This is a genomic window from Streptomyces sp. NPDC087420, assembly GCF_044744165.1.
Classification (GTDB): Bacteria; Actinomycetota; Actinomycetes; order Streptomycetales; family Streptomycetaceae; genus Streptomyces.
On record NZ_JBIUXU010000002.1, the window covers coordinates 221955 to 245522 of the forward strand.

18 protein-coding genes and 1 tRNA gene are annotated in these 23568 nt (G+C 71.3%); 9 read left to right on the top strand and 10 right to left on the bottom strand.

The genetic code is table 11. From position 1 onward, the window contains the following. Nucleotides 1-53 precede the first annotated feature (53 nt). From pheA to ACIO1C_RS04485, 3 genes are all read left to right on the top strand, one after another. Nucleotides 54-989, top strand: a complete 936-nt coding sequence (pheA, locus tag ACIO1C_RS04475; RefSeq protein WP_401858496.1) for a prephenate dehydratase — start codon at nucleotides 54-56, stop codon at nucleotides 987-989. Nucleotides 990-1663: 674 nt separating this feature from the next. Continuing rightward, the gene (gene serS, locus ACIO1C_RS04480; protein ID WP_401858499.1) at nucleotides 1664-2941 is read left to right on the top strand and encodes a serine--tRNA ligase; all 1278 of its coding nucleotides are present in this window, start codon (nucleotides 1664-1666) and stop codon (nucleotides 2939-2941) included. Between the two features lie 74 nt (nucleotides 2942-3015). Further along, nucleotides 3016-3801, top strand: coding sequence for an HAD family hydrolase (locus tag ACIO1C_RS04485; RefSeq protein WP_401859106.1), 786 nt, complete (start codon nucleotides 3016-3018; stop codon nucleotides 3799-3801). Between the two features lie 71 nt (nucleotides 3802-3872). Here the strand turns inward: ACIO1C_RS04485 and ACIO1C_RS04490 are convergent. From ACIO1C_RS04490 to ACIO1C_RS04515, 6 genes are all read right to left on the bottom strand, one after another. After that, nucleotides 3873-3961 (bottom strand) — tRNA-Ser (locus ACIO1C_RS04490). 372 nt (nucleotides 3962-4333) lie between these two features. Then, complete coding sequence (locus ACIO1C_RS04495; RefSeq protein ID WP_401858502.1) at nucleotides 4334-5026, bottom strand: hypothetical protein; 693 nt, start codon at nucleotides 5024-5026, stop codon at nucleotides 4334-4336. A 267-nt stretch (nucleotides 5027-5293) separates the two neighbouring features. Then, nucleotides 5294-6013, bottom strand: a complete 720-nt coding sequence (locus ACIO1C_RS04500; protein ID WP_401858504.1) for an ABC transporter permease — start codon at nucleotides 6011-6013, stop codon at nucleotides 5294-5296. A gap of 25 nt (nucleotides 6014-6038) precedes the next feature. Further along, nucleotides 6039-6950, bottom strand: a complete 912-nt coding sequence (locus tag ACIO1C_RS04505; protein WP_401858507.1) for an ABC transporter ATP-binding protein — start codon at nucleotides 6948-6950, stop codon at nucleotides 6039-6041. Beyond that, nucleotides 6947-7864, bottom strand: a complete 918-nt coding sequence (locus ACIO1C_RS04510) for an ABC transporter permease (RefSeq protein ID WP_401858510.1) — start codon at nucleotides 7862-7864, stop codon at nucleotides 6947-6949. The genes ACIO1C_RS04505 and ACIO1C_RS04510 overlap by 4 nt, the downstream gene beginning before the upstream one ends. Beyond that, nucleotides 7854-8924: an ABC transporter ATP-binding protein gene (locus tag ACIO1C_RS04515; RefSeq protein ID WP_401858512.1), complete on the bottom strand. Its 1071-nt coding sequence runs from the start codon at nucleotides 8922-8924 to the stop codon at nucleotides 7854-7856. The genes ACIO1C_RS04510 and ACIO1C_RS04515 overlap by 11 nt, the downstream gene beginning before the upstream one ends. Before the next feature lie 313 nt (nucleotides 8925-9237). Between ACIO1C_RS04515 and ACIO1C_RS04520 the strand changes: the two genes are divergently transcribed. The 5 genes from ACIO1C_RS04520 (at nucleotide 9238) to ACIO1C_RS04540 (ending at nucleotide 14475) form a co-directional block, all read left to right on the top strand. Further along, complete coding sequence (locus ACIO1C_RS04520) at nucleotides 9238-10068, top strand: M24 family metallopeptidase (protein WP_401858515.1); 831 nt, start codon at nucleotides 9238-9240, stop codon at nucleotides 10066-10068. Further along, nucleotides 10065-11921, top strand: a complete 1857-nt coding sequence (locus tag ACIO1C_RS04525) for an SDR family oxidoreductase (RefSeq protein WP_401858518.1) — start codon at nucleotides 10065-10067, stop codon at nucleotides 11919-11921. The genes ACIO1C_RS04520 and ACIO1C_RS04525 overlap by 4 nt, the downstream gene beginning before the upstream one ends. Continuing rightward, on the top strand, nucleotides 11918-12862 hold the full coding sequence (locus tag ACIO1C_RS04530; protein ID WP_401858520.1) for a metal-dependent hydrolase: 945 nt from the start codon (nucleotides 11918-11920) through the stop codon (nucleotides 12860-12862). The genes ACIO1C_RS04525 and ACIO1C_RS04530 overlap by 4 nt, the downstream gene beginning before the upstream one ends. Then, nucleotides 12859-13788 carry a MerR family transcriptional regulator gene (locus tag ACIO1C_RS04535; protein WP_401858523.1) on the top strand — a complete coding sequence of 310 codons (930 nt, stop codon included), beginning with the start codon at nucleotides 12859-12861 and terminating at the stop codon, nucleotides 13786-13788. Before ACIO1C_RS04530 ends, ACIO1C_RS04535 begins: the two co-directional genes overlap by 4 nt. Before the next feature lie 132 nt (nucleotides 13789-13920). Then, nucleotides 13921-14475: an RNA 2'-phosphotransferase gene (locus ACIO1C_RS04540; protein WP_401858526.1), complete on the top strand. Its 555-nt coding sequence runs from the start codon at nucleotides 13921-13923 to the stop codon at nucleotides 14473-14475. A 74-nt stretch (nucleotides 14476-14549) separates the two neighbouring features. Here the strand turns inward: ACIO1C_RS04540 and ACIO1C_RS04545 are convergent, their stop codons facing one another. The 3 genes from ACIO1C_RS04545 to ACIO1C_RS04555 form a co-directional block, all read right to left on the bottom strand. Next, a complete protein-coding gene (locus tag ACIO1C_RS04545) occupies nucleotides 14550-15455 on the bottom strand; it encodes an LLM class flavin-dependent oxidoreductase (protein ID WP_401858528.1) in 906 nt (301 codons plus the stop codon). 163 nt (nucleotides 15456-15618) lie between these two features. Next, nucleotides 15619-18717: a tetratricopeptide repeat protein gene (locus ACIO1C_RS04550; protein WP_401858531.1), complete on the bottom strand. Its 3099-nt coding sequence runs from the start codon at nucleotides 18715-18717 to the stop codon at nucleotides 15619-15621. Further along, the gene (locus ACIO1C_RS04555) at nucleotides 18714-20597 is read right to left on the bottom strand and encodes an HSP90 family protein (protein ID WP_401858534.1); all 1884 of its coding nucleotides are present in this window, start codon (nucleotides 20595-20597) and stop codon (nucleotides 18714-18716) included. The genes ACIO1C_RS04550 and ACIO1C_RS04555 overlap by 4 nt, the downstream gene beginning before the upstream one ends. A gap of 276 nt (nucleotides 20598-20873) precedes the next feature. On the opposite strand from ACIO1C_RS04555, the gene ACIO1C_RS04560 reads away from it, so the two are divergent. After that, nucleotides 20874-21719 (top strand): Cof-type HAD-IIB family hydrolase, encoded by an 846-nt coding sequence (locus tag ACIO1C_RS04560; RefSeq protein ID WP_401858537.1) that lies wholly within the window; start codon nucleotides 20874-20876, stop codon nucleotides 21717-21719. 81 nt (nucleotides 21720-21800) lie between these two features. Here ACIO1C_RS04560 and ACIO1C_RS04565 read toward each other — a convergent pair whose 3' ends face one another. Beyond that, the gene (locus ACIO1C_RS04565) at nucleotides 21801-23564 is read right to left on the bottom strand and encodes a GAF domain-containing sensor histidine kinase (RefSeq protein ID WP_401858539.1); all 1764 of its coding nucleotides are present in this window, start codon (nucleotides 23562-23564) and stop codon (nucleotides 21801-21803) included. Nucleotides 23565-23568 lie beyond the last annotated feature (4 nt).

The following is a 23568-nucleotide window of genomic DNA, read 5'->3' on the forward strand; positions in this document are numbered from 1 at the left end:
TCAGGGGCTTGATCCCGGAGCGGGCACCTCCACCGGCCTATTAGGGTGACCGTATGTCGGCCACGCGCTACACGTATCTCGGCCCCGAGGGCACCTTCACCGAGGCCGCCCTCCGTACGCTCCCGGAAGCCGCCACGCGCGAGCTGATCCCGATGGTGTCCGTACCGGCGGCCCTCGACGCCGTACGGAACGGCGACGCCGCGGCCGCACTCGTACCGATCGAGAACTCGGTCGAGGGCGGGGTCACGGCCACGCTCGACGAACTCGCCTCCGGCGAACCGCTGATGATCTACCGCGAGGTGCTGCTCCCGATCGCCTTCGCCCTGCTCGTACGGCCCGGCACGGAGCTCTCCGAGGTGAAGACGGTGACCGGTCATCCGGTCGCCCAGCCCCAGGTGCGCAACTGGCTGCGGACCCATCTGCCGGACGCGATGTGGGAGTCGGCGGCGTCGAACGCGGACGGCGCGCGGCTGGTGCAGGAAGGGCGGTTCGACGCGGCGTTCGCCGGTGAGTTCGCGGCGGCGACGTACGGGCTGACGCCGCTGGTCACCGAGATCCACGACGCGGAGAACGCCGAGACGCGGTTCGTGCTGGTGGGCCGGCCCGCGCGGCCGGCGTCGCCGACCGGGGCCGACAAGACCTCGGTGGTCATCTGGCTGGGCGACGACCGCCCCGGCGCGCTGCTGGAACTGCTCCAGGAGTTCGCGGTGCGCGGGGTCAACCTGATGCTGATCCAGTCGCGGCCGACGGGCGCGGGCATCGGCAACTACTGCTTCGCCGTGGACGCCGAGGGGCACATCGCGGACCGGCGGGTGGGGGAGGCGCTGATGGGGCTCAAGCGGATCTGCCCCAAGGTGCGGTTCCTGGGGTCGTACCCCCGGGCGGGGGTGTCGGCGGCCGACGCGAGGCAGCTGCGGCTGGGCACCTCGGACGCCGAGTTCATCGAGGCGGCGGACTGGCTGGCGCGCAGCCAGGACGGCCGGACCTGAGCGCGTAGGCCGCGACCGGCCCCATGCGCGGGAGACGTACACGCGGAACACGTACGTCTCGGGTGCGCGGCACGCGTACGTCTCGGGCCTGCGCATCTTTCTCTGCCTGTGGATGGGGACCAAAGTTATCCACAGGCTTGCTCTCGACCTGGGGACAAGTCGATAACTCAACCCGACACAGTCGACAAATCGCCCCAGTCATCCCACTCCCGTCCACAGGGCGCCAGGTCGCCCGTGTCACCCCAATTCCAGCGACCAACTCGTCAGAGTGAGCCATTCCCACCCGAATGAGCGTGTGAAGTGGGTTTGAGCGGGGAATTCTCCGGCCTGCACACCAACCCCGGAACGATCACTTCCGCCATCCACAGAACTCCCACACAGCCTGTGGATAACTTTATTGGTGACACACAGCCCACTGTGGACAACTCAACGGGGTCGCCGCCCCCAAGTCCCCTTCTCCACAAGGACGATGAGTCAAGGCGGCGAGGGCCGACTGCCCCTTTCCGGGGAATTGGATCACTTTCATTGACGCGAGGCGAATACCCTTCAAGATCACCCCCTCCTTCACCACGGCACACTTTTCCCAATTTGCACAATTAACGCAAGACGGACAAAGAGACGCGCGTGCCGATATCGAGTGGGGTGGTGTCGGTGCGCACCGGTAGCCTTGTGGGGTGATTGACCTTCGCCTGCTCCGTGAGGACCCCGACCGTGTCCGCGCCTCCCAGCGCGCCCGTGGAGAGGACGTCGCGCTCGTCGACGCCCTGCTCTCCGCCGATGAGCGGCGCAGGTCGTCCGGCGTCCGCTTCGACGAGCTGCGCTCCGAGCAGAAGTCGCTCGGCAAGCTGATCCCCAAGGCCTCGCCCGAGGAGAAGGCCGAGCTGCTCAAGAAGGCCGAGCAGCTCAAGTCCGATGTCAAGGCCGCCGACGTCGCGCAGCACGAGGCCGACGACGAGGCCAAGCGGCTGCTGCTCCAGCTGGGCAACGTCGTGCACCCCGACGTCCCGGTGGGCGGCGAGGAGGACTTCGTCGTCCTGGAGACGCACGGCACGATCCGCGACTTCGCCGCGGAGGGCTTCGAGCCCAAGGACCACCTGGAGCTGGGCGAGGCGCTGGGCGCCATCGACGTCGAGCGGGGCGCCAAGGTGTCCGGCTCGCGCTTCTACTACCTGACGGGGATCGGCGCGCTGCTGGAGCTCGCTCTGGTGAACGCGTCGATCGCGCAGGCCACCGAGGCCGGCCTCGTCCCGATGCTCACGCCCGCGCTGGTCCGCCCGCGCGCGATGGAGGGCACGGGCTTCCTCGGCCAGGCCGCGGAGAACGTGTATCACCTGGAGAAGGACGACTACTACCTGGTCGGTACGTCGGAGGTCCCGCTCGCCGCGTACCACATGGACGAGATCATCGAGGCCGGCAAGCTGCCCCTGCGCTACGCGGGCTTCTCGCCGTGCTTCCGCCGCGAGGCGGGGACGTACGGCAAGGACACGCGGGGCATCTTCCGGGTTCACCAGTTCGACAAGGTCGAGATGTTCTCGTACGTCGACCCGGCTGAGGCGGAGGCCGAGCACCAGCGGCTGCTGGACTGGGAGAAGCAGTGGCTGAGCGCCCTCGGACTGCCCTTCCAGGTGATCGACGTGGCCTCGGGTGATCTGGGTGCCTCCGCCTCGCGCAAGTTCGACTGCGAGGCGTGGATCCCGACGCAGGGCAAGTACCGCGAGTTGACGTCGGCGTCCAACTGTGACGGCTTCCAGGCCCGCCGGCTGTCCATCCGGATGCGGGACGGCAAGCAGGTCAAGCCGCTGTCGACGCTGAACGGCACGCTGTGCGCCGTACCGCGCACGATCGTGGCGCTGTTGGAGAACCACCAGCAGGCGGACGGTTCGGTGTGGGTGCCCGAGGTGCTCCGTCCGTACCTGGGCGGGCGTGAGGTTCTGGAGCCGATCGCCAAGTGAGCGCCGCCTCCGCCTCTTCGGCCCCTTCGGCCGACGACTCAGCCGGTACGGGGGCGCCGTTCCCGTACAAGCTTGTGGCGACCGACCTCGACGGCACGCTGCTGCGTGAGGACTCGACGGTCTCCCCGCGCACCCGGGAAGCGCTCGCCGCGGTGACCGCGGCGGGTGCCGCTCACATCATCGTGACGGGGCGCGCCGTGCCGTGGACCCGGCACATCCTGGACGACCTCGGGTACGACGGTCTGGCGGTGTGCGGCCAGGGGGCGCAGGTCTATCACGCGGGCGAGCACAGGCTGTTGACGTCGGTGACGCTGGACCGGCAGCTGGCCGGGGCGGCGCTGGCCAAGATCGAGGCGGAGGTCGGCCCGCTGGCGCTGGCCGTGAGCCAGGACGGCCTCGACGGCGAGGTGCTGTTCGGTCCCGGCTACCGGGTGCACGAGGGGCCGCTGGCCTCGGTGTCCGAGGACGATCCGGTGAAGATGTTCTCGGCGCCGCTGAACAAGGTGTACATCCAGCATCCCGAGCTGGACGACGACGAGTTGACGCGGGTCGCGCGGGCGGCGGTCGGCGACATGGTCGCGGTGGTGATGGCGGGCGCCGGTGTGGTGGAGATCCTGCCGCTGGGGCTGAGCAAGGCCACGGGGCTGTCGCTGGCGGCGCGCCGGCTGGGCGTGAAAGCGGCGGACACGATCGCGTTCGGCGACATGCCGAACGACATCCCGATGTTCGGCTGGGCGCGGCACGGCGTGGCGATGGCCAACGCGCACCATGAGTTGAAGGCCGTGGCCGACGAGGTCACGGCGTCGAACGAGGACGACGGCATCGCGGTGGTGCTGGAGAAGCTGCTGCTTCAGGGCTGACGCTTCGTGGATCCGTGGATCCGTGGATCCGTGGTGCCTTGCGGGCACGTGGCACTTCTCGGGTCCGTGTGCGGAGGATGCGCGGATCGAACGCGCGCGGGGGGTGTGTACCCCGACGACGGCTTAGCAAGCCGCTGCCTTACCACTCGGCCAATCCTCCGGGAAGGGCGGCCCGCGCGTCTGCGCGCTCGAAGCGGCCGCCCCGGGTAGCGCGCCGGCGGCCGCACGGAGTGGTGATGGCTACTCCGGAGCCTGCGCGGTGCTGCCCTGGTGGGAACTCGACGGACTGCAACTCCCCGTCATCGCCGCGCTCCTCTCCCGGTCCTGTGGTGGTGCTCCAACACCAACCACTGTGCCCGGTGGGCCGGTTCGGCGCCACCGAATTACTGGCGGTACGAGGCACGAGGTACGCGAAACACGGAACGCGGTGAACGGAAACGCGGTGAGCGTTGCGTACGGTACGGCGGCCCGTGCCTGCCGCCCGACGGACGAGTGTCCGCCCGGAGTGGACAGGCACGGGCTTCCTACCGGATCAGCGGCGCCTGCGGCTGCGGCGCAGATCCCTCAGCTCGTGCACGACGTCGTCCACCCTGCCGTCGATGCGCCTGATGTCGCCGGACAGGGCGCACAGCCGGTGGCTGATGGCCGCCACCACCTTGTTGGTGGCGTCCAGTCGCCGGTCCAGGTTGTCGAGCCGGATGGACATCCGGTTCAGGACGGGACCCAGTTCCTGGAGGGCGACGCCCACTCCACCGAGGCAGGCCTCGACGTTGGTGAGGCGCCGGTCCAGGGAGGCGTACCCCTCGCGCCAGCCTTCCTCGGCGTCGAGGAGGTACGTACGGACGCACCGGGCGATGTCGCTGTCGCGAAGCAGCATCGCGATGTTGAGGACGGAACGGCGGGTGTAGAGGGTCAGACTGGAGCGCCTCTGTGGATAACTTCCGCCGCTTCCCGATGAGAGTGACATGTTGTCACTATGAAAGCTTCGCAGGTCAGAGCCACGAAGCACCCGCATCCCGTTCTCGGTGAGCTCCGCTCGGTGCCGTGCGGTCAACTGCCTGATGACGTCTGTGGATACTTCGAAGTACCGGGACGCGTCCTCTGTGCGGATGTGAATTCCATCCGGGAGCATGACAAGAGCCTTGACCTTGTCGAGCGCGTCGACCCGCCCCAGGTGCTCGGCGCGCATGGTGCGCGATTCGAGCAAGGCGACTTCCGATGGCATGGAGATGCCTTCCGTTCGTGAAACCGATGATGGTCGGCCCTGTCCCCGGGCTTCAGGGGCGGAGGTCGGCTCACGGTGCTACTTACTCAATGACCGGTGCGGCTCATCACCCTTCACCGGCAATCCTCAGATTCACGAACGCTCGACGTCACGAACTCCAGTTGCCTCCACGCAACCTGGACAACGAACCGATAAGCGTACAGTTACGCCGCAACCCCCGCCCATCGGGCAGGGGTTGCGTCACACGAGGCGGCTCGCCAACCTCGTCTACTCGTCGCCCGCGAGCGTCAGCGTGCGGAGCTTCTGGCCCGCGTACCAGGTCGCGGCCACGGTGACGACCGCCAGCAGCGCCACGGCCGTCGGCAGCTTCACCTCCGAGGTGATGATGCCGTCGCCGCCGATCTTCTGCGCCAGCGCCAGCGCCCACTGCTGGACGCTCAAGGTGCGGGCGCCCGCCACCAGGCTGCCGAAGAGGGTCTCCCAGACCAGCGCGTAGACCAGTCCGATGACCACCGCGTGCCGGCTGACCGTACCGAGCAGCAGGAACAGCGCGCTGTACGCGATCGACGCGACGAGCGCGGCGACGGTGTAGGCGATGGCGATCTGCTGGCCGTTGCCGTTCAGGATGTAGCCCGCGATGAGCGTGGGAACGGCGGAGAAGGCCATGGTCACGGCGATCGCCACGATCAGCTTGGTGAAGATGATCGTGGGCCGCTTGAGCGGCTTGGCGAGCAGGTAGACGATCGAGCCGTCGTCGATCTCGGGGCCGATCGCCCCCGTACCCGCGATCACGCCGATCAGCGGCACCATCGTGGCGATGGCGAAGCCGCCCAGCACGTCCGACGCGGCCTGGTCGTCCGCACCGCTGAAGGTGCGGACGGCGATCGCGATGACGATCAGCAGGGCGGGCAGTACGAAGAGGATCGCGGCCCGGCGCCGGCCGAGCAGGGCCCGGTAGGTGAGCCGGGCGACTGTGGGGTCGTACATGACGTCACAGCTCCTTTCTGGGCGCTCAGGCCGTTACGAGGTAGGAGAAGACCGACTCGAGGGATTCGTCCGAGGGCGAGACCGTGAGCAGTCGGATGGAGTGCTCACGGGCGACCCGAGGCAGCAGGGCGGTGAAGCGGCTGAAGTCGACCGCCTGGATACGCAGCGCGCCCTCGGCGAGGTCCACCTCGATGCCGGCCGTCGACGGGTCGGCGATCAGCGCTGCGGCGAGCGCGCGGTCGTCGCTGGACCGTACGAGATAGCGGTGCGGCCGGTCGGTCATCAGCCTGCGGATCTTGCGGAAGTCACCGCTCGCGGCGTGCCGTCCCGCCACGATCACCTCGATGTGCGAGGCGAGTTGCTCGACCTCTTCGAGGATGTGGGAGGAGAAGAGGACGGTGCGGCCCGTGGCGCCCATGCGTCGCAGCAGTTCCATCAGCTGCATGCGCTGGCGCGGGTCCATGCCGTTGAACGGCTCGTCGAGCAGCAGCACCGACGGGTCGTGGACCAGCGCGGACGCCATTTTCACGCGCTGGCGCATGCCCTTGCTGTACGTCGCGATCTTGCGGTCCTGCGCGTACTCCATCTCGACCGTGGCGAGCGCGGTGTGGGCCGCCTTCGCACCCAGTCCGTGCAGTTCGGCGTTGGCGACGACAAATTCGAGGCCGGTGAGGAAGTCGTACATGGCCTCGCGCTCGGGCACGATCCCGATCTGCCGGTACACGGACTCGTTGCGCCAGATCGCCGCTCCGTCGAGCGTGACCGTTCCCGTGGAGGGGGCGAGGAAACCACCCATCATGTTGATGAGGGTGGACTTCCCGGCGCCGTTGGGGCCGAGCAGTCCGGTCACGCCGGGGCCGACGGTCATGGTCACGTCGTTGACGGCGACCACGTTCCCGAACCAGCGGGAGGCGTGCTCGATGTTGATGGTGGTCACAGCCCGACCTTCCGGTAACGGCGCATGAGGACGGCGTACGAGCCGGCGATGAGCGCGAGGACGACCAGCAGGTAGAGCACGCCGAGGCCGGCCGAGGGGCCCACTCCGCCGGGGAAGCTGGACGAGGCGCCCAGGAAGGCGGTCTGTACGCCGTCGATGAGCGTGACCGGCGAGAAGAGGCCGAGCCACTTGGCCGCGCCGTCCGAGCCCGTCCCGACTGCGATGCTCTGGACCGTGCTGACGGCGCCGTACGTGATGGTCAGGGTCGCGATCACGGCGGCGACGCCGAATCCGCGGCGCGGGGTGAACGCGGCCATCACCAGGCCGAGTCCGCCGAAGAGGAGGGAGAGCAGCGCCACCGATACCAGCCCCTGTCCGAATCCCTTGGTCTGGTCGGCGAAGTCCATCTTCGCGAGCAGGGAACCCGCGTAGAGGATGACGAGCGGCGACGCGGTCAGGACGAAGAGCGCCGAGGCCATCGCGCCGTACTTGGCGAGGACGTAGTCGACGCGCTCGATGGGGCGTGAGAAGTAGAGGGGGACCGTCTTGAAGCGCAGGTCGCGGGAGACGGACTGGGGGGCCTGCGACGCGAGGTAGAGGCCGATGATGGCCTGGGTGAAGATCGCGTAGCGGGTGTAGTCGAGCGGCAGGCTCTTGAGGTTGGTCGCGATGGCGACCGCCACGATGATCCCCGCGGGCAGGCACATCACCGCGAAGAGGATCATGGGCAGGACCTTGGACTTGGCCGAGCGGCCGAGGCCGTACGAGCCCCTCAGGGACTGCGAGTAGAGGGAGCGGCGGGCGTACGCGCGGCCCAGCCGGGCGCCCTCGTAGTTGCGGTAGCCGATGTTGTGGATACGGGTGATGTCGGACCCCAGGGGGGTGCCGACGGGGGCTTCGGTCTCAGCGCTCATCTCCGTCTCCTCCCTTCTGGAGTGCGTACTGCTCGTCGCCGGCTGCCGTCGCGGGAACGATGGCTCCCGCGTGTGCGGCGGGTTGGGTCCCGGCCGGGTCCGTCCCGGCGGGGTCCGCCGTTCCGGCCGCCTGGGGGCGGAAGACCTCCGCGATGTGGTGGCGGCGCTGTTCCATCCGTACGAGGCCGAGCCCGAGGTCGGCGACGGTGTCACGGACGACGTCGTACGTCTCCTCGCCCGCGGCCTCGATCAGCAGGATGTGCCCGGCACCGGGCAGCCCCTCCTCCATGCCCGCGTGGAGCGTCAGCCCCGCCGCGGTGAGGTGCTCGCGGAGGGTCCGCGTGCCGTCGGGGTGGGTGTCCGTGTCGGTGACCTCGACGGCGAGGGTCGTGGTGATCTGGGTGAAGTCGCTGGTGGAGCTGGAGCGCAGCAGCTTCCCGCCGTCGATGACGACGACGTGGTCACAGGTGCGTTCGAGCTCGCCCAGGAGGTGCGAGGTCACCAGGACGGAAATGCCGAAGTCGCTGTAGACCCGGCGGATCAGGCCGAGCATCTCGTCCCGGCCGACCGGGTCGAGGCCGTTGGTGGGCTCGTCCAGAAGGACGAGTTGGGGGTCGTGGACCAAGGCCTGCGCGAGTTTGACGCGCTGCTTCATGCCGGTCGAATAGCCGCCGATGGGGCGGTACCGCTCCTCGTAGAGGCCGACGTGGCGCAGCGTGTCCGCCGTGCGCTCGCGGGCCGCTGTCGGAGGGAGTCCGGACATGCGCGCCATGTGGACGACGAACTCGGTGGCCGAGACGTCCGGTGGCAAGCAGTCGTGCTCGGGCATGTACCCGACGCGCTCCCGGATGGCGGCGCCACTGGTGGCGACGTCGAGCCCGAGCACCGCGGCCCGGCCTTCCGTGGCGGGGGACAGACCCAGCAGGATCTTGATCATGGTGGACTTGCCGGCTCCGTTGGCGCCCACCAGGCCGGTCACGCCGGGTCCGATGTCCAGGGAGAGCCGGTCAAGCGCGGTTACCCGAGGGAACCTTTTGCTCAGACCTTCAGTCGCGATCACAGTCACACTCCGAAGGTAGTGGCGCCGGCCACAGGGGTCGTCAGACCAGACGGCTGGATCGGCCTCCCCCTCGAGATGTACGGAACCCGTAAGGGCGTGCGGGTCGAGCCGGCCGCACGGCCCCTTCCACCGCGCGCCGTCCGCCGGTTTCCACAGGTTTCCACAGGTAACCCCACGACCCTTGACGTAGCCGCCGGGGATTGTCACATTCGTCGGTGTCACATGGCGAACACACACAGCGACGTGGGGTGGGGTGCGGGTGCGGGAGCACGTACGAGTGCGGGGGCAGGTGCCGGGGCGGGTGCGGGGCCGCTTGAACGGCGGACCGATCGCCGAGCTCGAAGGATTCCGGCAGACGCAGCGTCTGGCGTACGCCTGCGCCGAGGAGGTGGCGGCGCGGCTGCGGCCGGGGGTGACCGAGCGCGAGGCCGCGCGGATGCTGCGGCGGTGGCTGGAGGCCCGTGGTGTACGGGACTGGTTCCATCTGCCCTTCGCGTGGTTCGGGGACCGTACGGCGTTCACCGGCTTCCGGATACCGCTCCAGTTCTTTCCCACCGGCCGCCGGCTGGAGGAGGGGATGCCGTTCATCCTCGATCTGGCGCCGGTGTACGGCGGGTTCTCGGCGGACGTCGGCTTCTCGGGGCGGATCGGCGAGAACGCCCTGCACGACAAGCTCCTCGACGATCTCCGGGCGCACCGCGAGTTGATCCTGCGCGAGGTGCGCGAGCGGCGCCCGCTGCGTGCGATCTACCAGGACGTGGACCGGCTGATGGTCGAGCAGGGGTACGCCAACCGTCATCGGGCGTATCCGTTCGGCGTCATCGCCCACACGGTGGACCGGGTCAAGGACCGCCGCTGGTCCCCGCGTGTGTTCGGCTTCGGCACCCAGGCGCTCAAGGGCCTGGCGAGCGACGCCGTGCGCGGGCACCGGGAGGGCTGGTCGCCGCTGTGGAGCCCGTACGGCTTCTCCGACCATCCGCCGGCCCCGGGGATGTGGGCGGTCGAACCCCACCTCGGATTCCGGGGTACGGGGGCGAAGTTCGAGGAGATCATGGTGGTCACCGACTCGACCGATCCGGAACAGAGCGCGTTCTGGCTGGACGACGATCTGCCGCACGTGCGGCGCTGGGAGACGACGGTATGAGTACGGGCAGGCCGGGGGGAGCGCGTGAGCGGCGGGTCAGGACCGGCGGGATCGAGCTGAGCGTGGCCGAGTGGGGGGATGCGGCGGGGCCGACGGTCGTGCTCGTCCACGGCTATCCGGACAGCAAGGAGGTCTGGTCGGAGGTCGCCGTACGGCTCGCGGAGCACTTCCATGTGGTGCTGTACGACGTGCGGGGGCACGGCGGGTCGACGGCGCCGGTTCCGCTGCGTGGCGGTTTCACTCTGGAGAAGCTCACGGACGACTTCCTGGCGGTGGCCGACGCGGTGAGCCCCGGCCGGCCGGTCCATCTGGTCGGGCACGACTGGGGGTCCGTGCAGTCCTGGGAGTTTGTGACCGTGGCACGGACGGAGGGTCGTATCGCGTCGTTCACCTCGATTTCGGGACCGTCCCTGGACCACCTGGGGCACTGGATCGCCCAGCGGGCGTCGCGGCCGACCCCTCGCGGGGCCGCTCAACTCCTGGGTCAGGGAGCCAAGTCCTGGTACGTGTACGCCCTGCATACGCCCGCGCTGCCGGAGCTGGCCTGGCGGGGGCCGCTCGGCCGGCGATGGCCCGCGATCCTGCGGAGGATGGAGAAGGCCCCCGAGGGGGCGGCGCCTTACCCGACGGCCTCACTCCCCCAGGACGCGGCGCACGGCGCCTGGCTCTACCGGGACAACGTGCGGGCCCGGCTGCGCAGGCCCCGCACGGACGCCTACGCGCACGTACCCGTCCAGCTGATCACGCCGACCGACGACGTCTTCCTGTCGGAGCGGCTCTACGACGATCTGGATCGGTGGGCCCCGGATCTCGTACGGCACTCACTGCCCGGCAAGCACTGGGTGCCCCGCACTCGTCCCGATCAACTTGCCTCGTGGATCGGTGAGTTCGTCGCACGGCATGAGGACACCGGGGGCGGCGGGGAGCCGGCCGGGGCCCCGCCGGTCAGGGAGGTCCGGGCGGCCTCGGCGGTTTCGGCGGTTTCGGCGGTCCGGGCAGCCCCGGCGACCAAGGCCGCCGGGGCGTACGCGCGGCGCTTCGGTGGCCGGCTCGTGCTGGTCACGGGCGCGGCGGGCGGGATCGGCAGGGCCACCGCCTTCGCCTTCGCCGAGGCGGGCGCGCGGGTGGTGGCGGTCGACCGGGACGCCGAAGGGGCGGCCAGGACGGCAGAGCTGGCCCGGCTGATCGGTGCGCCGGAGGCCTGGGCGGAGCAGACCGACGTGAGCGACGGCGAGGCGATGGAGAAGCTCGCCGAGAGGGTCGCCACGGAGTACGGCGTCGTCGACGTCCTGGTGAACAACGCGGGGATAGGGCTGTCGGGCCCCTTCCTCGACACCTCGGCCGAGGACTGGAAGCAGGTCCTGGACGTCAATCTCTGGGGCGTACTCCATGGCTGCCGGCTCTTCGGCCGCCAGATGGTGGAGCGCGGACAGGGCGGCCATATCGTCAACACCGCTTCCGCCGCCGCCTATCAGCCCTCGAAGGCGCTCTCCGCGTACTGCACCTCCAAGGCGGCGGTGCTGATGCTCAGCGAGTGCCTGCGGGCGGAGTTGGGTGGGCAGGGGATCGGCGTCTCGGCGATCTGCCCCGGCTTCGTCAACACGGGGATCACCTCGACCGCGCGCTTCACCGGTGTCTCCGCCGAGGAGGAGTCGCGGCGCAGGAAGAAGGCGGCGCGGCTGTACGGGCTGCGCAACTACCCGCCGGAGAAGGTCGCGGACGCGGTGCTGCGCGCGGTGGCCCGTAACCAGGCCGTGGTGCCGGTCACCCCGGAGGCGCATGGGGGACGGTTCCTGTCCCGGATCGCGTCCGGGGCGCTGCGCGCGGTCGCACGGGTGGAGCCGCCGCTGTGAGCACCGACGACCACGAGGAGCGGGAGAGGTCCGGGGAGCGGTACGCGATCGCGCCCCGCCGGGTCTCGTTCGACTGGCGGCGGACTCCGCTGCACTGGATACCGGACGAACCGACCGCCACCCATGTCATCAACGTCCTTCACCTGCTGCTGCCGGCGGGGGAGCGGTGGTTCGTCCGGGTCTTCAAGGAGGCGCTGCCCCTGGTCACCGATCCCCGACTGCTCAAGGACGTCAAGGGCTTCATGGGCCAGGAGGCCACGCACAGCGTGCAGCACTCCTACGTGCTCAACCACTTGGCGGAACAGAAGCTGGACACCGGGGCGTACACCAGCGAGGTGGACTACCTCTTCGAGCGGCTGCTCGGTGAGCGACCACCCTGGGGCATCCCGTTCCCCGCCGGGAGATGGCTGCTCTACCGGCTGGCGTTTGTGGCCGCGATCGAGCAGTTCACGGCGGTTCTCGGCGACTGGATCCTGCGCGCGGACGCGTTGGACCGGGCCGGCGCCGACGGGACGATGCTGGATCTGCTGCGCTGGCACGGCGCGGAGGAGGTCGAGCACCGGGCGGTGGCGTTCGACATGTACGAGCACTGCGGCGGCCGTGAACCCCTGCGGTACATACGCAGGGTGGGGACGATGGCCGTCACCGCGCCCATGCTGCTGTGGCTGTGGAGCCGGGGGGCCTCCTATCTGATCCGGCACGATCCGCAGCTCGCGGGCCGGCTGCGTTACACGCCGCTCGCGCACCACAGGGGTGTCAGGAAAGGGCTGCTGCCCCCGTGGCGTGCACTCGCCGCCGCGATACCCCGGTACCTCCGGCGGTCGTACCACCCCTCGCAGGAGGGATCTCTGGGCATGGCCGTCGCCTACCTCGCCTCCTCGCCCGCGGCCCGGGCGGCAGCCGGGGCGGCGGGCCGGGCGGCCCCGGGGAAGGAGGCGTGAGCGCGGAGTACCGGATAGAGGGGCTCGCGCGGGCGAGCGGCGCCACGGTCCGCACGATCCGCGGCTACCTGGACCGCGGGCTGCTGCCCCGGCCCGAGCGGCGCGGCCGGGCCAACGTGTACGGGGACACGCACCTCGCCCGGCTGCGGCAGATCGCCGACCTGCTGGACCGGGGCTATTCGCTGGCCGCCATCAAGGAGTTGCGGGAGGCGTGGGACGCGGGGCGTGGCCTGGGCGGGGTGCTCGGGCCGGCCGCCGAGGTGGACGGCCCGTGGACGGACGAGGAGGCGGTCAGGATCTCGCGGGCGGAACTGGACGAGCGGTTCGGTGGCGAACCGGACGACCGGGCGGTCGCCGAGGCGCTGGAACTCGGCGTCCTGGAGCGGATTCCCGGGCGTGACGACCTCTTCCTGGTGCCGAGTCCCCAGGAGCTCTCCGTGGCGGCCGAGTTGTACGCCGCCGGTGTCCCGCTCCCCGCGATATCCGGCCACCTCAGGGAGCTTCGCGGTCAGGTCGAGCAGATCGCCGACCGCTTTGTGGAGTTCACGACCGAGCACGTCTTCGCCCGGTATCCCGGCCACCGGCCCCCGACGGAGGGGGAGGCGACGGAGGCCGCCTCGCTCGTACGGCGTCTGCGGCCGCTCGCCCAGCGGTCCGTCGACGCGGAACTGGCGCGCGCGATGCGCCTGTTCGCCACCCGCCGCCTGCGGCGGCGGCCGACGGGGGAAGCGACGCCTCCGGAGCCCGTCGGGACCGGGGAGGTGGCCCTGCCCGTCACCACGATCCAGGCCGTGGAGGGGCTGGTTGGCGCGGCCAACGTGGCTGCCTTCGTCACGGCGGCCACCGAACGGGAGCTCCAGGCAAGGACCTTGGACGCCCTCGCCCCAACCACACGACAAAGCAGCGATATTCCCCAAATAGGTTAAACGGGCGGCTCGTTGTCCACAGCATCGCCAAATCGCCTGTGGATAAGTCGAGTTGGCTGTGGATCAAACCTGTGGATCGAAATGAGTTCAAATGATTGGCGCGGCGGACCGGTCACCCGGCACGCTGTTCGGATGACCGGAGTATCCGATGAACGACGCACCGTGAAGGTGTCCAAGTACCTGTCGAAACACCTGCGCCACCAGCCCGAGCGGATCGGCATCGCCCTCGACACAAACGGCTGGGTGGGCATCGACGAACTGCTCGACGCGGCTGCCGCCCACGGCTTCCGCATGAGCCGCGCGGATCTGAACCACGCGGTGGCCGTCAACGACAAGCGGCGCTTCACGGTCGACGGCGACCGGATCCGGGCCAACCAGGGCCACACCGTGGCCGTCGACCTGGAACTGCCACCGGCCGAGCCGCCCGCGTACCTCTACCACGGCACCGCTCCCCACAGCCTGGAGGCGATCCGCGCCGAAGGGCTCCGCCGCATGCGCCGCCACCACGTCCACCTCTCGGCCGACCGGGAGACGGCGACCCGGGTCGGCGCCCGCCGGGGCCGCCCCGTGGTGCTGGCGGTGGACGCGGGGGCGATGCACCGCGCCGGCCTGATCTTCCACGTGAGCGCGAACGGAGTCTGGCTCACCGACTCCGTACCGCCCCGCTTCCTCCGCCTCCCCGGCTAGCGAACGCGCCCCACGCCACGAGGGCCGCCCGCTCCCCCACCATCCCGCGCCCGCGCGGAGGGCAGGAGCCGCGACTACCGGCCGAGCTGCGCCGGCGCCTCCGTGGCGATCCGCTCGAACACCCGCGGGTCCACGGCGAAGTCCGTGTCGGGGACGGGCTGGTGGATCACGATCTCCGTGATCCCGATCTCGGCGTGCCTGCCCGCGAAGTCCACGAAGGCGTCGACGGACTGCAGCGGCCCGGTCCGGTCCGGGGTGAAGCCGGTGAGCAGGATCTTCTCCACCCCGGCCACCTCCCGCCCGATCTCCGCGCAGGCCTTGCCCAGCCGGTCGACCTGCCCGCGAATCGCGTCACGCGACTCCTCCGGCGTCCCCGTCTCGAAGAGCTTCGGATCGCCCGTCGTCACCCACGCCTGCCCGTACCTCGCCGCGAGCTTCATCCCCCGCGGACCGGTCGCGGCCACCGCGAACGGCAGCCGGGGCCGCTGCACACACCCCGGGATGTCCCGCGCCTCGGACGCGGAGTAGAAGGTGCCGTCGTACGTCACGGAGTCCTCGGAAAGCAGCCGGTCCAGCAGCGCCACGAACTCGGCGAACCGGTCGGCACGCTCCCGGGGCGACCACGGCTCCTGCCCCATCACCGTGGCGTCGAAGCCCGTACCGCCCGCGCCGACACCCAGGGTGATCCGGCCGTCCGACACGTCGTCCAGCGAGAGCAGGTCCTTGGCGAACGGGACCGGATGCCGGAAGTTCGGCGAGGTCACCAACGTGCCCAGTCGCATCCGCGACGTGGCGGAGGCGGCGGCCGTCAGGGTGGGCACCGCGCCGAACCACGGGCCGTCCCGGAACGGCACCCGCCACGACAGGTGATCGTAGGTGTAGGCGGCGTCAAAACCCAGCTCCTCGGCCCGCCTCCACACCTCCCGTCCTTCGGTCCAGCGGTAGATCGGCAGAATCACTGTGCTCAGACGCAAACTCATGGAGTCGAGCCTACGGTCCGCATCCCGGATGCCACCGCCCCACAGGTTGCGGGCGCTGTCGCCCGGAGGGCGTTCGGTCAGTAGTCGTCGCAGGTCGCCGGAGGCGGGACCGGGGCGCCGGTCGGCGGTCGGCGGTCAGCGGTCAGCGGTCAGCGGTCAGCGGTCAGCGCATGTGGCCCAGGGTGGTCTCCACCTCCGCGACCAGACCACGCGCCGTCTCCCCCTCCCGCGCGGCCAGTTCGTCCCGGAGGGCGGTCAGGCGGGCGAGGGCCGCGTCCGGCCGGTCGAGGGCACGTTCGCTCCACGCCGCGCGGGTCAGGCACTGGACGCGGGAGTCCAGCGCGTCAGGACCGAGTCCGGCGTAGACGGCGGCGGCGCGTTCCCACAGGACTATCGCCTCCTGCTGTACGGCCGCGTCGGCGGCGGCCTCTTCCGTCTTCTCGCTGTCCGCCTGCCCGTCGTCGGTGCTGTCCTCCTCGTCGGAGCCGTCGTAGTCGTAGTCGTAGAACTGCTCCATCACCAGGTCGGCGAGTTGCTGCCAGGTCTGGGCGCGTTCGTAGCGGAGTCCCGGCTCCTCGGCGCCGTCCAGGACGTCCGCCGCCTGTTCCATCAGCTTCCGCGCGCGGGGGACCGTCGCGGTCACGGAGACGCCGTCGTCCTGGACCATCAGCCACGCCAGTGAGCGCAGCACCCGCACCTCGCCGACCGGGTTGTCGCCGATCCGCCGCCACAGCTCCAGCGCCCGGCCGTACGCCGCCTCCGCCTCGGTGCGCAGGCCGGCTGCGGCCAGCCCCTCGGCGGCGAGCTGCGCGAAGTGCGCCTGTGCCCCGGGGTCGTCCCAGCCCTTCGCGGTCTCGGCGGCCAGCAGATACTGCTCGGACGCCCCACGGGGGTCGCGCAGGTCCCGCAGCAGGCCGCCCAGGGTCTCGCGGGCCTGGACGGCGACGTAATCGCCGTGTTTCAGCAGGTCGGGCAGGGCCGACTGGAGGACCTCGGCCGCCTCGGCGGTGCGCCCGGCCGCGCCGTACGCCCTGCCCAGGACGAGCCGTGCCGTGGCTCCTCCGGCCGCTCCGAGCCCGGCCTGGTCGAACCAGTGCGCCGCGTCGAGCGCGTGCCCCGCCGCCTCCTCCGCCCGCTCGCCGCGGCGCAGCAGGATGTCGGCCAGGGTGAGCCGTACGGCGCCCTGCTCCTCGGGGTCGGTCAGCTCCCCGGCGTGGCCGACGGCGGCGCGCGCGGTCGTCTCCGCGTCCTCCGCCCGGCCCCGCGCGAACAGCAGGGCCGCGCGGCGGGCGAGCGGTTCCACGGCGTCCCACGGACGCCCCGCCGAAAGGCTCCGGCCCGCCGCCGAGTCGAGCAACCGCTCGGCGCGCGCCTCTTCGCCCTCCCCCAGGGCGAGCCCGGCCAGCATCAGCTCGGCCCCGGCGACAAGGTCCTGGAGCCCGTCGAGCTGGTCCGTACGGTCGATGAAGCCGGCCAGCTCCCGCGCCAGTTCGCCGTCCGTACGGTCCGTCCCGTCGGCGGCCTGGGGGCGATCCGCTCCATCGGCGGCAGTCTCTCCGTCGGCGGCGTCCGCTCCTTCGGCGGTGTCCGCCCCGTGCGCGGCGGCCTCCTTGTCGCGGAGATGGGCCTCGATCCGGATACGGGTGAACTCGACGGTGGCGATCCGGCGCGGCCTCGTCTCGTCGGATCTGTCCAGGGCCCGCGCGGACGCGGCCACCCCGGCCAGCAGCTCGCGTGCCTCCTCCGGCCCGGCCCCGAACTGAACCGCCGAGGTGGCCGCGTACAGCTCGGCGACGACGGCCCGCCCCGGCTGCCCGCTCGTCCGGTAGGCGTCCAGGGTCTCCGCGAACAGCGCGCGGGCGCGTGGGTCACCGGCCCGCGACGCGTGCAGGGCACGCCGTTCCAGCAGGTCGGCGGCGAGCCGCGGATCGGGCTCCGCGCCGGTGGCGCCGATCCGGTCCGCGACGCGGTCCCACAGAAGGGTCGCGCCCGGATGCCCCCGCGTCCGCGAGGCCCGCGCCCGCTCGACCAGTTCGGCCAACTCCGCGGCCCCGGCCGACTCGTCGGCCCCAGCCGCTCCGGCCGTGCCGACGGGTACGGAAAGACCGCCCGCCGCGTCGTCCCCCGCGGCCGCCCCCGGCACCGGCAACAACGGGCTGCGCACCCCCAGCGGCAGCGCGTCCGTCAACGGCCGCCGCGCCAGGCGCTCCGCCAACCGCCCCGAGACGTGGCCCGAGCCGTTACGGACGTCAAAGCGCCCCGCGATCGCCGACACCTGCCCGTACAGCAGGTCGGCCAGCTCACGCACCGTACGACCGACGCCCTCGTACGGGACGGCCGGACGGTCACCGTGCCCGAGGTCCGTCAGCCGGCGCAGCAGGACAAGGATCCCGCCGTTGAACTCCAGCTGCGCCTCGGCGTCGGCGAGCGGTCCCAGGTGCGCGGTGTGCTCGGAGAGGATCTCCAGACCGCGCGATTCGTTGCCGGTCAGGGCGCAGAACTCGATGTGCTCGCCGACCGCGCGGAGAAGGCTCTCGTTGCCCCGCGCCATGCGGTATCCCCGCAGGTGGTGGGAGCGGGCCTCGTCGGCGCGCCCCATCCGGACCAGCGACAGCAGGGAGTGGGCGAGCGCCCGGTGGGGCTCCTCCATGCAGGTCTTCCGTCCGGTCAGAACGGGCTCCCAGACCTCGACCGCCTTGGCGTCCTCCTCCCGCTCCGCCCAGTAACGGCCCTGGTTGCTGAGCTCGCAGGCGTGGCAGTCGCTCATCCGGTCGCGTTCGGCGGCCGCCCAGGCGCTCATGGCCCGCTCCGCGCGCCCGCTGTCGCCGAGGAAGTCGGCGAGGGAGAACTCCGCCTGCCGTACGGCCCGTTCGCTGTGGCCCGCCAGGCGGTAGCGGCGCTCCATCTCGGCGAGCCAGCGCTCCACCGCGTCGAGCGGGATCTCGGGCGACTCGACGATGTTGCCCGTGACCCATTTGAAGCGCCAGTACAGCCCGTGTACCTCATGGGCGGCGAAGGCCGAGGGATCGCGGTCGTACTCCTGGAGGAGGCGGGCGAAGGGCACCATCATCTTCGTGCGCTCGGCGCTGTATTCGTACGCGTCGATGAGGGCGCTCAGGGCCCGGCGGAACAGCGCCCGGTCGCCCGACGCCTCGGCCGCCGCCGACAGCGCCTCGGCGTGCGCGATGCGCGCGGCGCCGTGCGGGGCGGAGGCGTTCTCGGCGAGGCCGCGCTCGATCTCGCCGGGGGTCAGGGCGGTCACTTCGGGTCCTCCTCGGAGGTGGCCTGCGGGGCGGTGGCCTGCGGGGCGGTGGAGTGGGTCGCCCATTCGAGGAGCCCGAGGAAGGCGCGGTTGAGCAACGTGGTGTCGTGGGGGCGCAGGGGGCGCTGTGACATCAGCAGGGCCTGTCCGTAGAGGGACTCGACTGCGAGGCCGGTCAGCTCGGTGTCGGGCAGGGCGGCGATGCGCCGGATCAGCGGGTTGTTGTGGTTGAGGACGAGCCGCGCGCGCTGCGCCGCCCCCCGCAGCGCCCCGAGGATGTCGCCCCACAGCTCGTCGGCGCCTTCCTGGGCGGTCGCCCGGTCCCGTTCGTGCCGGGCCTGACGGTCGTCGAGGAACAGCGCGGGCACCGTGACCGGCTGGAACGCGCGCAGCACGACGTCGCAGGCCAGCGGCGAGAGCCGGGCGCGGGCGGTGGCGAGGAAGGAGGCGAGGGCCAGCTCGGCCGTGGTCTCCACCGCGTCGAGGCGGTCCGTGACCGCCCCGGCGTCCAACTCGGTGACGCGGATCCCGGGCCGGACGGCGGGCAGCAGGGCGAGCAGGTCGGCGTCGTACGTGTATCCGGCGTTGACGACGCCCAGGCCGTGCGCCGCCGCGATGGGCGCGATCTGGCGGAACTCCTCGACGGTCCTGGTGAAGTGGATCTCGCCGTGCGCGGCGGCGAACTCGTCCAGGCTCACCTGCCCGTCGCTGGTCTCGAACGGCAGCCAGGGCAGCATCAGGTCGAGCAGCTCGGCGTCGTGCCGGGCGAGGGACTTCACGCCGAGGTGATGGACGCTCAGGAAGGACGCGAGCCGCTCCGGTTCGCCCGCGGCGAGGCCGGTGAGCCAGTCGCGGATCCGCGCGCCGAGCGCGTCCCTGACGGCGGCGAGGGTCTCGTCGTCGTAGAGATTCTCCCGGGAGGCGGTGGGCCGCAGCGTGTCGGTGTCCAGGACGGCGCGGACGAAGAACGCCCACTCCGGGAGCAGGTTGTCCGCGTGGTCCGTGAGCAGCATGCCCTTGAGGTACACGCGGTGTCCCGCCCGGTGCGCGGGGCTGGTCGCCTCCGGCAGGACGTACGCCACTCCGCGCACCCCCGCGACGGGCAGGTCCAGGTCGATGGTGTCGAGCGGCGAGAACCCGAACACGCGCGAGCAGTGTCCGGCGAGGGCGACCCGGCGCGCGCCCGGCGTGGGATGGGGGCGGTCCCAGACGGCGGGGCGGTCGGTGACCGGTCGCTCGTTGCCCGCGTCGTCGGCGAAGGTGATGTCGTACGGCAGCAAGGAGCCGAAGTCGCGGGCCAGTTCCTCGACGCGCGCGGGGGTCGTCCACTCCTCCGCGCCGGGGCGCGGTTCCAGATGGACGGTGGTACCGGGCTCGGGACGGGCCTCGTCGGGCAGGACACGGACGGTGTACGAACCGTCGTCGCTCGCGAGCCATTCGACGGGCGGGGCGCCGGGCGTCCGCGCGGAGCGCGTGACGACCCGGATCTGACGGGCGACCACGAAGCAGGCGAGCAGGCCGATGCCGAACTGGCCGAGGAATTCGCGGCGGGCGCTCTCCAGGCCGTGCTCACCCCCGCGCTTCGAACTGCGGCCGATGGTGGCGAGCAGGGTGTGCACCTCGTCGGCGGTCAGGCCGATGCCGCTGTCCTCGATGGAGACCTGGCCACCGTCGGCGGCCAGCCGGATCCGGACGACGGCGGCGGGGTCGTGGGCACGGCGTGCGGTGACGGCGTCCACCGCGTTCTGGAGCAGTTCGCGAACGTAGACCCGCGGGCTGGAGTACAGGTGGTGGGAGAGCAGATCGACCAGACCACGCAGGTCGACCTGGAAGGTGTTGACGGCGGGATCAGGGATTCCGGCCCGGGCTGTGGACGTCATGGGGCAGCACCTCGCGTGCTCGCATACGGGAGTTGACGATCGCGAGGTCCCCCCTCACAGATCGCGAAGCAAGAACCAGCCTAGGGCCGGCCACTGACAATCCCGGGGGAATTTCCCCGGTCCGACACCCCGCCCGACATCGGCCCGGCACCCCGCCCGGCACCCGTCCGGCATCGCGCCCCGCACCCCGCCCGGCACCGCCCCCGGCGCGGCGCGCGCCTCTCACATGTGCGCCCCTCCGCACGCCCGTGCACCTCCGTACGCGAGAATGGCCGGGTGACCTCCACTGACGACTCCCCGCTCCCCGCCCGGCCCCGGCTGATCGCCACCGATCTGGACGGCACCCTGCTGCACGACGAGAAGACCGTCTCGGACCGTACGATCGCCGCGCTGGCCGCCGCGGAGCGGGCCGGCATCGAGGTCTTCTTCGTCACGGGCCGGCCCGCCCGGTGGATGGACGTCGTCAGGGAGTACGTGCACGGCCACGGCATGGCGATCTGCGCGAACGGCGCGGCCGTCGTCGACCTGCGCGCGGGCGGGGAGCTGCTCCGCGTCCGTCCGCTGGACCGTGCGACCGCGCTCGACGTCGTACGGGCCCTGCGCGACGCGGCGCCCGGCACGACCTTCGCGATCGAGCTGAGCACCGGCATCCTCTACGAACCGGACTACCCGGCCTTCTACCTGGACCCGGGCGCGAGTGTCGCCTCCGCCGAAAAGCTCCTGCACGAGGACGAGCCGGACTCGGCCGCCCCCGTACTGAAGGTGCTCGCCCATCACCCCGACCTGACCCCGGACGGCTTCCTGACCGCGGCCAGGACGGCCGCGGGCGGCCTCGCGTCCTTCACCCGCTCCAGTCCGACCGCGCTGCTGGAGATCAGCGGCCTGGGCGTGAGCAAGGCGAGCACGCTCGCGCTGTGCTGCGCCGAACGCGGCATCTCCTCGGACGAGGTCGTCGCGTTCGGGGACATGCCGAACGACCTGGAGATGCTGACCTGGGCCGGTACGTCGTACGCGATGGGCAACGCCCACCCCGACGTGCTGGCCGCCGCCTCGGGACACACCCTGACCAACAACGAGGACGGTGTCGCGGTGGTCATCGAGCAGATCCTGGCCCGCCTCTGACGGAGCCGCGAGGGGGAGTACCACGGCAGTTGAACGAACCGCCTCCTGTTGAACGGACCGCCTCCTTAAAAGAGCCGCCTCCTAAAGAGGCGCCTCCCACACCACCGTCGTACCGCCGCCGTCCTCCCCCAGACCCGCCACACACGAACTCGATCCGCCCAGCGACTCCGCCCGCCGCTGGAGATTGCGCAACCCGCTGCGACGGCCGCTCTCGGGCAGGCCGACCCCGTCGTCCGCCACCGACAGCCGGACCGCCTCATGGCCGTCGGAGAGCCGGACGGTGGCGTCGACGACCACCTCGATCCGGGTGGCGTGCGCGTGCCGGAAGGCGTTGGAGAGGGCTTCGCGCAGCGCGGCGATCAGGTTCTTGCCGGTGAGTTCGCCGACCCGGCCGTCGACCGGTCCGACAAAGCGGTGGGACGGCTGGAACCCCAGGGGGACGGCCGCCGTCTTGATCTCGCGCAGGACGCGGGTCCGCAGCCCGGACGGCGCCTCCGCGGGGCCCCGCTGCAACGCGAAGATGGCGGTACGGATCTCCTGGATGGTCACGTCCAGCTCGTCCACGGCCCGGCCGATGCCCTGGTGCGCCTCCTGCGCGACCGGGCCGCGCTGGGCGCTCTCCAGCAACATCCCGGTGGCGAAGAGCCGCTGGATGACCAGGTCGTGCAGGTCGCGGGCGATCCGGTCCCTGTCCTCCAGGACGGCCAGCCGCTCCCGGTCGCGCTGCGCGTCGGCCATCATCAGGGCCAGGGCCGCCTGGGAGGCGAACTGGGTGGCCAGGATGCGTTCGGTCTCGGTGAAGCGGCGCGCGCCGCGCGGGCGGGGCGTGATCAGGGCGCCGAGCACCCGGCCCCCGCTGTGGAGCGGCAGCAGCATGCAGGGGCCGTACCCCTGGGCCATGTCGGTGATCATGCGCGGGTCGGTGGTGGAGTCGTCCACGAAGACGGACTCGCCGGCCAGCAGGGACCGTACGACCGGGCTCTCGGGGGGAGCGGTCATCCCGAGCCTGGAGGACGGGTGGGGGCGGTCGGAGGAGATCGCGACGATCTCCAGCCCGTCGCCCGGCGTGGGCAGCATGACCACGCCGGCCGCCGAGTCGGCGAGGCTGCGGGCCTGTTCCGCGACCACCGCGAGGGCATCGGCCCCGCCGTTGGAGAGCAGGGCCGTGGTGACGGCGACGGAGCCGTCGATCCACCGCTCGCGCTGCCTGGCCGCCTCGTACAGCCGCGCGTGGCCGATGGCGATCCCGGCCTCCGTGGCGAGCACCCGCAGGACGTGCAGGTCCTGGTCATCGAACGCGACCGCCTCCCCCTCGGCCGTCCCCGCCTCCCCCTCCCCGGAATCTCCCGCGTCCTTGGAAGCGCGCTTCTCGGCCAGATACAGGTTCCCGAACAGCGCGCCGTGCACCCGGATCGGAACACCGATGAACGTGCGCGTCGGCGGCTCCTCCCGCCCCTCACCGCCGGAGCCGGGACCGGTCTCGTGCTCACCGAGCCTCATCGGCCCCGACTGCTGGATCAGCGCGCCCAGCAGGCCCCTGAGCCCGTCGGGCCTGCCCCCGACCAGCCGTACCTCCTCCGTGCCGACCCCGTAGGTCACGAAGTCCGAGAGGCCGTCGCCCGACTCGTCGACCACGCCGATCGCCGCGTAGCGGGCATCCGCGAGGTGGGCCGCGGTCTCACAGATCCGGTCGAGCGTGGAGTGCAGTTCGAGCCCCGTCCCGACGGACCGCATGGCTTCCAGCAGCTGCGGGACCCGGGCGGTCAGCTCGGTGGACAGGCCCTGGAGGCTGCGCGCCGCGCGGGTGGCCGCCTCAAGGTGTTCCGTCGATTCGGGCACTGTCATGCCC